Source organism: Mycobacterium venezuelense, from assembly GCF_054919535.1.
Genome location: NZ_JBONDW010000007.1, coordinates 46,437 through 59,269 on the forward strand (window position 1 = coordinate 46,437; position 12,833 = coordinate 59,269).

The 12,833-nt window shown below is 69.1% G+C and carries 11 protein-coding genes; 9 read left to right on the top strand and 2 right to left on the bottom strand.

The genetic code is table 11. From position 1 onward, the window contains the following. Positions 1-55: 55 nt before the first annotated feature. From ACRCUN_RS13165 to ACRCUN_RS13185, 5 genes are read left to right on the top strand one after another with little or no spacing between them, the layout of a single operon-like run. Complete coding sequence (locus ACRCUN_RS13165) at positions 56-1,429, top strand: cobyrinic acid a,c-diamide synthase CobB (protein ID WP_462142089.1); 1,374 nt, start codon at positions 56-58, stop codon at positions 1,427-1,429. A 19-nt stretch (positions 1,430-1,448) separates the two neighbouring features. Then, positions 1,449-2,660, top strand: a complete 1,212-nt coding sequence (cobA, locus tag ACRCUN_RS13170) for a uroporphyrinogen-III C-methyltransferase (RefSeq protein ID WP_462142090.1) — start codon at positions 1,449-1,451, stop codon at positions 2,658-2,660. A 33-nt stretch (positions 2,661-2,693) separates the two neighbouring features. After that, the gene (locus ACRCUN_RS13175) at positions 2,694-4,298 is read left to right on the top strand and encodes an MFS transporter (RefSeq protein ID WP_462142091.1); all 1,605 of its coding nucleotides are present in this window, start codon (positions 2,694-2,696) and stop codon (positions 4,296-4,298) included. A 24-nt stretch (positions 4,299-4,322) separates the two neighbouring features. After that, the gene (locus ACRCUN_RS13180; protein ID WP_462142092.1) at positions 4,323-4,997 is read left to right on the top strand and encodes a VOC family protein; all 675 of its coding nucleotides are present in this window, start codon (positions 4,323-4,325) and stop codon (positions 4,995-4,997) included. 25 nt (positions 4,998-5,022) lie between these two features. Beyond that, entirely contained in the window at positions 5,023-6,768 is a 1,746-nt protein-coding gene (locus tag ACRCUN_RS13185; RefSeq protein ID WP_462142093.1) for a proline--tRNA ligase, read from the top strand. A 10-nt stretch (positions 6,769-6,778) separates the two neighbouring features. Here the strand turns inward: ACRCUN_RS13185 and ACRCUN_RS13190 are convergent, their stop codons facing one another. After that, complete coding sequence (locus ACRCUN_RS13190; RefSeq protein WP_462142094.1) at positions 6,779-7,246, bottom strand: ferritin-like domain-containing protein; 468 nt, start codon at positions 7,244-7,246, stop codon at positions 6,779-6,781. Next, positions 7,243-7,758 carry a hypothetical protein gene (locus ACRCUN_RS13195; RefSeq protein WP_462142095.1) on the bottom strand — a complete coding sequence of 172 codons (516 nt, stop codon included), beginning with the start codon at positions 7,756-7,758 and terminating at the stop codon, positions 7,243-7,245. Before ACRCUN_RS13195 ends, ACRCUN_RS13190 begins: the two co-directional genes overlap by 4 nt. A gap of 185 nt (positions 7,759-7,943) precedes the next feature. Here ACRCUN_RS13195 and rimP point away from each other — a divergent pair, with 185 nt between their 5' ends. From rimP to infB, 4 genes are all read left to right on the top strand, one after another. Further along, complete coding sequence (gene rimP / locus ACRCUN_RS13200; RefSeq protein ID WP_462142096.1) at positions 7,944-8,492, top strand: ribosome maturation factor RimP; 549 nt, start codon at positions 7,944-7,946, stop codon at positions 8,490-8,492. Beyond that, positions 8,489-9,517 carry a transcription termination factor NusA gene (nusA, locus tag ACRCUN_RS13205; protein WP_462142097.1) on the top strand — a complete coding sequence of 343 codons (1,029 nt, stop codon included), beginning with the start codon at positions 8,489-8,491 and terminating at the stop codon, positions 9,515-9,517. Before rimP ends, nusA begins: the two co-directional genes overlap by 4 nt. 177 nt (positions 9,518-9,694) lie before the next feature. Further along, entirely contained in the window at positions 9,695-9,919 is a 225-nt protein-coding gene (locus tag ACRCUN_RS13210) for a DUF448 domain-containing protein (protein ID WP_234790936.1), read from the top strand. 102 nt (positions 9,920-10,021) lie between these two features. Then, positions 10,022-12,832 carry a translation initiation factor IF-2 gene (gene infB / locus ACRCUN_RS13215; protein WP_462142098.1) on the top strand — a complete coding sequence of 937 codons (2,811 nt, stop codon included), beginning with the start codon at positions 10,022-10,024 and terminating at the stop codon, positions 12,830-12,832. The last annotated feature ends 1 nt before the right edge of the window (position 12,833 follow it).

Below are 12,833 nucleotides of genomic sequence, written 5' to 3' on the forward strand. Positions count from 1 at the left end.
GTGCTGCTGTTCGGCGGCGTGCCGGGCAACAGAAACGCACGCTCGCGGTGTTGAGGTGAGCGCCGTCCCCACTCCGGCGGTGGTGATCGCCGCGCCTGCGTCGGGAAGTGGAAAGACCACGGTGGCAACGGGTCTGATCGGGGCGCTGCGCAAGGCCGGCCATACCGTTGCCCCGTTCAAGGTGGGGCCGGATTTCATCGACCCGGGCTATCACGCCATGGCCGCGGGGCGCCCGGGACGCAATCTCGACCCCGTGCTGGTGGGCGAGAATCTGATCGGTCCGCTCTATCGCCATGGCAGTGCCGGTGCGGATCTCGCGGTTGTCGAAGGCGTCATGGGTTTGTTCGACGGCCGTATCGAAGACCATATGACCGGCACCCCGCGGGGGTCGGCCGCGCAGGTCGCGGGACTGCTCGGCGCGCCGGTCGTCCTGGTCGTGGACGCGCGAGGCCAGAGTCAGAGCATCGCGGCGTTGTTGCACGGGTTTCTCACGTTCGACTCGGCGGTGCGGATCGCAGGGGTCATCCTCAACCGGGTCGGGTCGCCACGCCATGAGGCGGTGCTGCGGCATGCCTGCGAACATGCGGGTGTCGAGGTGTTCGGTGCGATCCCGCGATCCGACGAATTATCCGTGCCGTCAAGACATCTCGGACTCATCACGGCCGTCGAGCACGGCAGGCAGGCGCGCGCCGCGGTGGCCGCGATGACCGAGCTGATGGCCCGCCACATCGACTTGGCGGCCGTGGTCGCGACCGCAGGCTGTGGGGTCGGTGCGCACCCGTGGGATCCGGCCACGGCCGAGCCGGTGACCGATGTCACGGTCGCCTTGGCGGCGGGTAAGGCCTTCAGCTTCGGCTACACCGAGCACGGTGAACTGCTGCGCGCCGCGGGCGCCCATGTCGCCGAGTTCGATCCACTGGTCGACCCCTTGCCCGCCGGTACCGACGCCCTGGTGCTGCCCGGCGGTTTCCCCGAGCAGTTCTCCGCCGAACTGTCCGCCAACGACGTTGTCCGCCAGCAGATCCGTGACCTCGCCGCGCGCGGGGCGCCGGTGCATGCCGAGTGCGCCGGGCTCACCTACCTCGTCGACGATCTCGACGGGGCGCCGATGTGTGGGGTGCTGGCCGGCTCGGCGCGGTTCACCGAGCGCCTCACCCTCGGCTACCGCGACGCGGTCGCGGTGGTCGACTCATCGCTGCACAACGCGGGCGACCGCGTCACCGGACACGAATTCCACCGCACCACAGTCACGTTCGTCGATGACCATCCGCCGGCCTGGGCCTTCGCCACGCCCAACCAGGCCACCCGGCGCGACGGCGCGGTGCATCGCGGTGTGCATGCGGGCTACCTGCACACCCACCCCGCGGCGCACCCGCAGGCCATCACCCGCTTCGTGGCCTCGGCGGCACGCTCTAAGCTCGGCGGGTGATCCGCACGCGAGGAGGAATGTGACTTCAGAGAATGCCTACCTCGTCGGCCTGCGCCTTTCCGGCAAGAAGGTCGTCGTTGTCGGCGGCGGAACCGTCGCACAGCGCCGGCTGCCTCTGCTGATCGCCAACGGCGCAGACGTACACGTCATCGCGCGCGCCGCCAGCCCGGCGGTCGAGGCCCTGTCCAAAGACGATCCGGGGATCACCCTGCAGCTGCGGGACTTCCGCGCGGGCGACCTGGAGGGCGCCTGGTACGTGATCGCGGCCACCGACGATCACGACGTGAACGCGGCCATTGCCGCCGAGGCCGAGCAGCGCCGTATTTTCTGCGTCCGCGCCGACATCGCGCGGGAAGGTTCGGCGGTGACTCCGGCGACGTTCGACTACGACGGTCTTTCGGTTGGCGTGCTCGCGGGTGGCGAGCACCGGCGCTCGGCGGCGATCCGCTCCGCGATCCACGAGGCGCTGCAGCAGGGCGTGATCACCGCGGAGGTGCCGGGTGAGGTCACCGCCGGGGTGGCCCTCGTGGGCGGCGGTCCGGGGGATCCCGAACTGATCACCGTGCGCGGGCGCCGGTTGCTGGCGCGCGCCGACGTCGTCGTCGCCGATCGGCTCGCGCCGCAGGAGCTGCTCGCCGAGATCGGCCCGCACGTCGAGGTGATCGACGCCGCGAAGATCCCTTATGGGCGCGCCATGGCCCAGGACGCCATCAATCAAGTGCTCGTCGACCGTGCGAAGCAGGGCAAGTTCGTGGTGCGCCTCAAAGGCGGTGACCCGTTCGTCTTCGCGCGCGGTTACGAGGAGGTGCTCGCGTGCGCAGAGGAGGGCATCCCCGTCACCGTGGTGCCCGGTGTGACAAGCGCCATAGCCGTACCGGCGCTGGCCGGCGTCCCGGTCACGCATCGCGGCATGACGCACGAGTTTGTGGTGGTCAGCGGCCATGTCGCGCCGGGGCACCCGGAATCGTTAGTGAATTGGAATGCGCTGGCCGCGATGGGCGGCACGATCGTGCTTCTGATGGCCGTCGAGCGCATCGAACTGTTCGCCAAGGTTCTGCTGGAAGGCGGACGACCTGCGGATACTCCGGTGCTGGTGGTACAGCACGGCACCACTGTCGCGCAGCGGACACTGCGGGCGACGCTCGGCGACGCGCCGGACCGTATTCGTGAGGAAGGAATTCGGCCTCCGGCCATCATCGTGATCGGCCAGGTTGCGGGCTTCGCCGGTTAAAGGATTCTTAAGATTACTGTAAGGTAGCCCGGTATGACGGCTCTCAATGATGCAGAGCGCGCAGCCATCGAACGTGGCGCTGACAGCGGGGCGGACCGGGCTCTTCCGGTGTACATCCCGGCCACCGGCGAGGCCGGACGACGCGAGGGGCTGGCAGCCCGTCTCCCGTCCTGGTTCCCGTCCTGGGGATTCCTGTCGGCGGTCATCGCGATCGGCGGTATGCAGCTGCTCGCCACCATGGACAGCACGGTCGCGATCGTCGCGTTGCCGCAGATTCAGGACGAGCTCGGCCTGTCCGACGCCGGACGTAGCTGGGTCATCACGGCATATGTGCTGACGTTCGGCGGCCTGATGCTGCTCGGTGGACGGCTGGGCGACACGATCGGCCGCAAGCGGACGTTCATCGTCGGTGTCGCGCTGTTCACGATCGCCTCGATCTTGTGCGGCATCGCCTGGAACGAGGCCACGCTGGTGATCGCGCGACTGCTGCAGGGCATCGGTGCGGCGATCGCGTCGCCGACCGGCCTCGCGCTCGTCGCCACCACGTTCCCCAAGGGTCCCGCCCGTAACGCCGCCACCGCGGTGTTCGGCGCGATGACCGCGATCGGCTCGGTGATGGGCCTGGTCGTCGGCGGGGCGCTGACCGAGGTGTCGTGGCGCTGGGCCTTCCTGGTCAACGTGCCGATCGGGCTCGTGATGCTCTACCTGGCTCGCACCGCGCTGCGCGAGACGAACCGCGAGCGGATGAAGCTCGACGCCGCAGGTGCGCTGCTGGCGACGCTGGCCTGCACGGCCGCGGTGTTCGCCTTCACCCAGGGGCCCGAGAGCGGCTGGCTGTCGCCCATCACGCTGGGCTCCGGGGCGGCCGCTGCGGTCTTCGGCCTCGCCTTCCTGATCGCCGAGCGCAACGCGGAGAACCCCGTCGTACCGTTCGACCTGTTTCACGAGCGCAACCGCGTGGCCACCTTCGCCGCCATCTTCCTGGCCGGCGGTGTGCTGTTCACCCTGACCGTGCTCATCGGTCTGTACGTGCAGGACATTCTGGGCTACAGCGCGCTGCACGCCGGTATCGGCTTCATCCCGTTCGTGATCGGCATGGGCATCGGTCTCGGTGCGTCCTCGCAACTGGTGCGGACGTTCCCGCCGCGCGTGCTCGTGATCGCCGGCGGCATCCTCGTGCTCGGCGCCATGATCTACGGCTCGACGCTGCACCGCGGCATCCCGTACTTCCCCAACCTGGTTCTGCCGATCACCATCGGCGGCATCGGGATCGGCATGATCGTGGTCCCGCTGACCCTGTCGGCCATCGCGGGCGTCGGCTTCGACCGGATCGGCCCGGCCTCGGCCATCGCGCTCATGCTGCAGAACCTGGGCGGCCCGCTCGTGCTGGCCGTGATCCAGGCCGTCATCACGTCGCGCACCCTGTATCTGGGCGGCACCACCGGCCCGGTCAAGGACATGAACGAGCCGCAGCTGGCCGCCCTGGACGCGGCCTACACCTACGGCCTGCTGTGGGTCGCCGCGGTGGCGGTTCTCGTCGGCGGCGCGGCGCTGTTCATCGGCTACACCTCCGAACAAGTCGCGCACGCGCAGGACGTCAAAGACGCGATGGACGCAGGCGAGATCGAGGTCGACTGATCCGCTCGCCGCTACGCTGACCACGTGGGCGACAAACTGACCCGCCAACACATTTCCGACGCGGTCGGACCACTGGGCTGGCGTCTGGTGCTCGGTGCCGTGTACACCGAGGTGCTCGTGCCGTCGATGTCCGACGCCGTGGCGGCCGCGTCTCACGCCGTCGCCGCCGCGGGCGCTGACGCGTCGAGGCACCTGAGCGTCGACATCCGCGCGGACCGCGCGATCCTGCGATTGCAGTCGGTGCACACCGGCACAGTGACGACGCGTGACCTCGAATTGGCACACGCGGTGTCGCAGGCCCTGTCCGGCCGGGGGTTCGAGATGGCCGTCGGCCATGAGGTGATCCAGTCGTTCGAGATCGCGATCGACGCGCTCGACATCGCAGCCGTCCGGCCGTTCTGGAAGGCGGTCACCGGCTACCAGGACGAGCCCGGACTGGCCGATCTCAACGCGGGACTCGTCGACCCGTTCGGCCGCGGCCCGGCCATCTGGTTCCAGCAGATGGATTCCCCACGCGCGCAACGCAACCGGATCCACCTCGACATCGACGTGCCGCACGACGCGGCCCCGGCACGCATCGACGCCGCGCTCGCCGCGGGCGGCACACTGCTCAGTGACGAGGCCGCGCCGGCGTTCTGGGTGCTCGCCGACGCCGAAGGCAACGAAGCGTGCATCTGCACCTGGCAGGGCCGCGACTGAAGGCGACGCTTTAAGGTTGTCGGCTGTGATCACCCGTATGTCCGAGCTGTTCCTGCGAACCCTCCGCGACGACCCCGCCGACGCCGAAGTGCCCAGCCACAAGCTGCTCATCCGGGCCGGGTACGTCCGTCCGGTGGGCCCTGGCATCTACAGCTGGCTGCCGCTGGGGCTGCGGGTGCTGCGCAAGATCGAGAACATCGTCCGGACCGAGATGAACGCGATCGGCGGCCAGGAGATCCTGCTGCCCGCCCTGCTGCCGCGCACACCGTACGAGACCACCAACCGGTGGACCGAGTACGGCGACACCCTGTTCCGCCTGCAGGACCGGCGGGGCAACGACTACCTGCTCGGCCCGACGCACGAGGAGATCTTCACTCTCACGGTCAAGGGGGAGTACTCCTCGTACAAGGACTTCCCGGTGCTGCTGTACCAAATCCAGACGAAGTACCGCGACGAGGCGCGGCCGCGCGCCGGCATCCTGCGCGGCCGGGAATTCGTGATGAAGGACTCGTACTCGTTCGACGTCGACGATGACGGGCTCAAGACCGCCTATCACGCGCACCGCGAGGCATATCAGCGCATCTTCTCCCGGCTCGGAGTGCGGTACGTGATCGTCTCCGCGGTGTCGGGGGCGATGGGCGGCAGCGCATCCGAAGAGTTCCTGGCCGAGAGCGAGGTCGGCGAGGACACCTTCGTGCGCTGCCTGGAATCGGGGTACGCCGCGAACGTCGAAGCCGTGATCACCCGCGCGCCCGAGGAACTGCCGATCGAAGGCCAGCCCGAGGCCAAGGTGTACGACACCCCGAACACGCCGACCATCGCGACGCTGGTCGAATGGGCCAACTCGGCCGATCTCGGTCGCGAGATCACCGCGGCCGACACCCTCAAGAACGTCCTGCTCAAGACGCGCGAGCCCGGCGGCGAATGGGAATTGCTCGGCGTGGGGGTGCCCGGCGACCGTGAGGTCGACGAGAAGCGGCTCGGCGCCGCGCTCGAACCCGCAGAATTCGCCTTGCTCGACGACGCCGACTTCGCTAAGAACCCATTCCTCGTCAAGGGATATGTGGGTCCGAAAGCCCTGCAGGACAATGGAGTTCGCTATCTCGTCGATCCCCGCGTGGTGTCGGGCACGGCATGGATCACCGGTGCCGATGCACCCAACAGGCACGTCGTCGGACTCGTGGCAGGGCGTGATTTCACCCCAGACGGCACCATCGAGGCGGCCGAGGTGCGCGACGGCGACCTCTCGCCTGACGGTGCCGGCGTGCTGACCTCCGCCCGGGGCATCGAGATCGGCCACATCTTCCAGCTGGGCCGCAAGTATGCCGACGCATTCACCGCCGACGTTCTGGGCGAGGACGGCAAGCCGGTGCGGCTGACCATGGGCTCCTACGGCATCGGCGTGTCCCGGCTCGTCGCGGTGATCGCCGAACAGCAGCACGACGAGCTCGGGTTGCGCTGGCCGTCCTCGGTCGCGCCGTTCGACGTGCACGTCGTGGTGGCCAACAAGGACGCCGCGGCCCGCACCGGTGCGGCCGAACTGGTGGCCGATCTCGACCGGCTCGGCCACGAGGTGCTCTTCGACGACCGCCAGGCTTCGCCAGGCGTGAAGTTCAAGGACGCCGAACTGCTCGGCATGCCGTGGATCGTCGTCGTTGGCCGTGGCTGGGCGGACGGCGTCGTCGAACTGCGCAACCGCTTCACGGGCGAGACACGCGAGGTGGCCGTCGACGGCGCGGCGGCCGAGATCTCGTCGGCGCTCGCCGGTTAGCCCGCGGCGTTCATTCGGCGCCGCCCGGAAACGCGACGGTGACCGGCCAGACGTCGAGGAACGCGCTCCACTTCGCCGCGGTCACCGCGGCCTCGGTCAGCGCGGTCACCGCGAATGAGCGGTCTTCGCTGGTAGTGGCCTGCTCCAGGACCGCGCGCCAGGCCACCGCGGCGTCCTGTTCCATCCGGACCGCCAGGTTGGCGGCATCGGTCGGATTCTTGACCTGCGCCGGCAACTGATAGCCGGCGGCGGGTAGCGGCGCGGCGACCGAGCGCCCGTTGAGCATTTCGATCGCGGCCTCACGCCGCGCCCGGTGCTCGGCCATCGCCGCCGCGACGAGCGAGTTCTCTTCGGGGCTGGAATGCGCCGAGACCAGCCCGTAGCCGTAGATGATGCCGTGCTCGGTGGCCACCGCGTCGAACAGTGCGCCGTCGGCGGCAGACGTCGGCCGTGCCGGTGCGGATTCGGGCGACGTCATTGCGCACCGCCGAGGGCGACGGTGTAGGCGGCCGTGCACGACGCGGCGATCGACCCCACGAGCCCGGCTCGGTAGCCGGAGAGCCGCGGGACGAGGTCGGTGGCGCTCTGCGCGGACTGTTCGAGGGCGGTGACCACGTCGTCGACACCCGGCGCCGGTGCCTGGGCGGCCGTGGGTGCCGGGGACGTCGACGGCGGCGACGATGTGGCCGATGCCGGGATCTCGCCGGTCATGCGCGTCAACTCGTCCGAAAGCGCCTGGGCATGCGCGGAGCGCTCGTCGGCCACGGCCGTCAGTGCCCTTGCCGCAGGTGCTTGCGAGGGCAGTGCGGCGGCGGCATCGGCCGCGAGCTTGCTGTCGGCACGCGCGCGGTCGAGCTGGGCGGTGAGGTCGGCGAGTTCGGGCGGCGGTGGCGTCGTACCGCAGGCGGCGGCGGTTGCGCCCAGCAGGGCCAGGGCCGCGGCCGAGAACAACGCCCGCCGCCGGCTGATATTCGTCAGGGCGCTCGGCACCAGAACATCCTGCCATTGCCGAGCCGCGGCGCAGCGCGGGCTCCGCGGCCGCAGGTACACGACATTCGCGACCGTCGAAATCCGATTAACGCTTGCTACCGCGGGCCTGGCGTATCGTGGATAGGCGATTCCAGGGGGAGTTACCGCGGAATCGTGTCCGGACAACTCAAGATGAGGAGCTCGCCGTGGCACCGGATCCAAATTTGCGGTCTGCGGGTCTACCGTCGCAGCAGCAGGTGATCGAGCTACTTGACGGCGAGTTCGCGCGCGCCGGTTATGAAATCGACGATGTCGTGATCGACGCTGCCGCGCGCCCACCCCGCATCACGGTGGTGGCCGACGGCGACGAGGGGCTGGATCTGGACTCGATTGCGACGCTGTCCCGCAAGGCCTCGGAACTACTCGATCAGGTGGATCGGGGCAACACGCCGTATGTGCTCGAAGTCACCTCGCCAGGCGTGGACCGCCCGTTGACCACCGAGAAGCACTTCCGGCGCGCCCGCGGCCGCAAGGCCGAGCTCACGCTCACCGACGGCGCACAGTTGACCGCCAGAATCGGCGCGACGGACGGCCAGACTCTGCAGGTGGTGGTGCCAGACGGGCCGCGGGACTTCGCAATTCGCGAGATTCCGCTTGATGAGGTCGCCAAAGCTGTTGTGCAAGTTGAGTTTTCACCACCTAACCGTCGTGAGTTGGAGCTCGCCGGACAAACTGGGAAGGGGGCCCGGGCATGAACATCGACATGGCTGCGCTGCATGCCATCGAAGCTGACAAGGGCATCACGGTCGACGTGGTCGTGGAGACCATCAAATCGGCACTGTTGACGGCCTACCGCCACACCGAGGGGCACGAGCCCGACGCCCGCATCGACATCGATCGCAAGACCGGTGTGGTGAAGGTGATCGCGCGCCAAACCGATGCCGACGGCAACGTCATCCACGAATGGGACGACACACCAGAGGGTTTCGGCCGGATCGCGGCGACCACGGCACGCCAGGTGATTCTGCAGCGGCTGCGCGACGCGGAGAACGAGAAGAACTACGGCGAGTTCTCCGCCCGGGAAGGCGACATCGTCGCCGGGGTGATCCAGCGCGATGCCCGTGCCAACGCCAGGGGACTTGTGGTGGTGCGGATGGGCAGCGAGACCAAGGGCTCGGAGGGTGTCATCCCCTCCGCCGAGCAGGTGCCGGGTGAGCGCTACGAACACGGCGATCGGCTGCGTTGCTACGTCGTCGGTGTGACGCGTGGTGCCCGTGAGCCGCTGATCACGTTGTCGCGCACCCACCCGAACCTCGTGCGCAAGCTGTTCTCGCTCGAGGTGCCCGAGATCGCCGACGGCTCGGTCGAGATCGTCGCGGTGGCCCGCGAGGCCGGGCACCGGTCCAAGATCGCCGTCACGTCCCGGGTCCCCGGCCTCAACGCCAAGGGTGCCTGCATCGGGCCGATGGGGCAGCGGGTGCGCAACGTGATGAGCGAGCTGTCGGGCGAGAAGATCGACATCATCGACTACGACGAGGACCCGTCGCGGTTCGTCGCCAACGCGCTGTCGCCGGCCAAAGTCGTCTCGGTCTCGGTGATCGACGAGGCAGGCCGGGCGGCGCGCGTCGTCGTGCCGGATTTCCAACTTTCGCTCGCGATCGGCAAGGAAGGTCAAAATGCCAGGTTGGCCGCCAGGTTGACGGGCTGGCGCATCGATATTCGCAGCGATGCGGCCGCCGCGCCCGACTCGGATGCCCGGCACGGGGCGGTACACGATTGACGGCAGTGACCGGCGTTTCAAATCACAAGGCATGGGGCGGTAGACTCAGCCGTGATCCAGCGCGAGACTCCGGCTTCGACGCGTGAACGCAGCCCCGGCACCCCTGCCGGCCCGGTGCGGACATGTATCGGCTGCCGGAAGCGAGAGTTGGCCGCCGAACTGCTTCGTGTAGTCGCAGTGACAGACGGGAACGGCGAGTGCGCCGTCACCGTTGACACCACGGCAAGCCTGCCCGGGCGAGGTGCTTGGTTGCACCCCGACCAGCAGTGCGCACAGGTGGCAGTCCGGCGGCGGGCCTTCGCACGAGCACTGCGAATCACCGGTTCACCGGATACATCCGCGGTGGTCGCCTTTGTCGAGAGACTTGGGACGCCCGATCACCCCGGTCAAGAGAACAGGTAGCGAAGAACATGAGCACACCGTGAAGTCCCGATGACCATGCGTCATAGCTAAACCCGAGGCGCGGCGCCTACCACCGCTGTTGCCTCCAGATGAGGAGATGTAGTGGCAGGTAAGGCCCGTGTACACGAGTTGGCCAAGGAACTCGGTGTCACAAGTAAAGAACTCTTAGCAACGCTCAAAGAGCAGGGCGAGTTCGTCAAGTCGGCGTCCTCCACGGTGGAGGCGCCGGTCGCGCGTCGGCTGCGCGAAACGTTCGGCACGAAGTCTGATTCGAGGGCCGGCAAGAAAGCCGATGACAAACCCCGTAGCCAGCAGGCCGCCGGTAACGGCGCCGCCGCGGCTCCCAAGCCGTCCGGCCCGACGCCGGCCACGGCAGCACGGCCGGGCCCCCCGGCCAAGCCGGCACCCGCAGCGGCCGCCGCACCGACGCCGTCCGCGCCGGTGAAGCCGTCCGCACCCAAGCCCGCTGCACCGCCACCACCGGCCGCCGCGCCGAGCGCGCCCGCGCCGTCCGCGCCAGCGCCCGCAGCGAGCGCCCCGGCCGCGACGCCCACCCCGGCGCCGCGCCCGACTCCGGGCGCCACACCCGGCCCGAGGCCGGGTCCGGCACCCAAGCCCGCGCCGCGCGCCCCGCGCGTCGGCAACAACCCGTTCTCCACGCAGCAGCCTGCGGAGCGTCCCATTCCGCGGCCGCAGCCCCGTCCCGGGGCTCCGCGTCCGGGCGGCGGACCGCGTCCGTCTCCGGGCAACATGCCGCCGCGTCCGGCGGGCGCCGGTGCGCCCGGCCGTGGCGGACCCCGTCCCGGCCCGCGTCCCGGCGGTGGCCCCCGTCCCGGCGGTGCCGGTCAGGGTGGTCGTCCCGGCGGCGGTGGCGGCGGTAATTACCGCGGCGGCGGTGCCGGCGCTGGTGGCGGCGCAGGCGGCGCGGCTGCTGGAGGCTTCCGTGGTCGTCCGGGTGGCGGTGGCGGCGGTGGCCGCCCCGGCCAGCGCGGCGGTGCCGCGGGTGCGTTCGGTCGCCCCGGCGGTGCGCCCAAGCGTGGCCGCAAGTCGAAGCGGGCGAAACGCGCCGAGTACGAGAACATGCAGGCCCCCGTGGTCGGTGGTGTGCGGTTGCCGCACGGCAACGGCGAGACCATCCGGCTGGCCCGCGGCGCGTCGCTGTCCGACTTCGCCGACAAGATCAATGCCAACCCGGCTTCGCTCGTGCAGGCGCTGTTCAACCTCGGCGAGATGGTCACCGCGACTCAGTCGGTCGGTGACGAGACGCTTGAGCTGCTCGGTAGCGAGATGAACTACGTCGTGCAGGTCGTCTCGCCCGAGGACGAGGACCGCGAGCTGCTGGAATCGTTCGATCTCACCTATGGCGAGGACGAAGGCGGCGAGGAGGACCTGGAGGTCCGCCCGCCGGTGGTCACCGTCATGGGCCACGTCGACCACGGCAAGACCCGACTGCTGGACACCATCCGGAACGCCAGCGTCCGCGAGGGCGAGGCAGGCGGCATCACCCAGCACATCGGTGCCTACCAGGTCGAGGTCGACCTCGACGGCACTGTCCGGCCGATCACCTTCATCGACACCCCGGGTCACGAGGCGTTCACCGCCATGCGTGCCCGCGGTGCGAAGGCCACCGACATCGCGATCCTCGTGGTCGCCGCCGACGACGGCGTCATGCCGCAGACGGTGGAAGCGATCAACCACGCGCAGGCCGCCGACGTGCCGATCGTGGTTGCGGTCAACAAGATCGACAAGGAAGGTGCCGACCCGCAGAAGATTCGCGGTCAGCTCACCGAATACGGGCTGATCCCCGAGGACTACGGCGGCGACACCATGTTCGTCGACATCTCGGCCAAGCAGGGCACCAACATCGAGGCCTTGCTGGAAGCGGTCGTGCTGACCGCCGACGCCGCACTGGACCTGCGGGCCAACCCCGACATGGAGGCCCAGGGCGTGGCGATCGAGGCACACCTCGACCGTGGCCGCGGACCGGTGGCGACTGTGCTGATCCAGCGCGGCACGCTGCGCGTCGGCGACTCGGTGGTGGCAGGCGACGCCTACGGACGTGTCCGCCGCATGGTCGACGAGCACGGCGAGGACGTCGAAGAGGCGCTGCCGTCGCGTCCCGTCCAGGTCGTCGGCTTCACGTCGGTGCCCGGCGCCGGTGACAACTTCCTCGTCGTCGACGAGGACCGCATCGCCCGCCAGATCGCCGACCGGCGCAGCGCGCGCAAGCGCAACGCGCTGGCCGCCCGCAGCCGCAAGCGGATCAGCCTCGAGGACCTGGATTCGGCGCTGAAGGAAACCAGCCAGCTGAACCTGATCCTCAAGGGCGACAACGCCGGTACGGTCGAGGCGCTCGAGGAGGCCCTGCTGGGCATCCAGGTCGACGACGAGGTCGAGCTGCGGGTCATCGACCGTGGCGTCGGTGGCGTCACCGAGACCAACGTCAACCTGGCGTCGGCGTCGGACGCGATCATCATCGGCTTCAACGTCCGCGCCGAGGGCAAGGCGACCGAGCTCGCGAACCGCGAAGGTGTGGAGATCCGGTACTACTCGGTGATCTACCAGGCCATCGACGAGATCGAGAGCGCGCTCAAGGGCATGCTCAAGCCGGTCTACGAGGAGAAGGAGCTCGGCCGCGCCGAGATCCGCGCCATCTTCCGGTCGTCGAAGGTCGGCAACATCGCCGGCTGCCTGGTCACCTCGGGCATCATGCGGCGTAACGCCAAGGCACGCCTGCTGCGCGACAACGTGGTGGTCGCGCAGAATCTCACGGTGTCCTCGCTGCGCCGGGAGAAGGACGACGTCACCGAGGTGCGCGACGGTTACGAATGCGGTCTGACGCTGACGTACTCCGACATCAAGGAAGGCGATGTCATCGAGACGTACGAACTCGTCGAGAAAGCACGTACCTAGA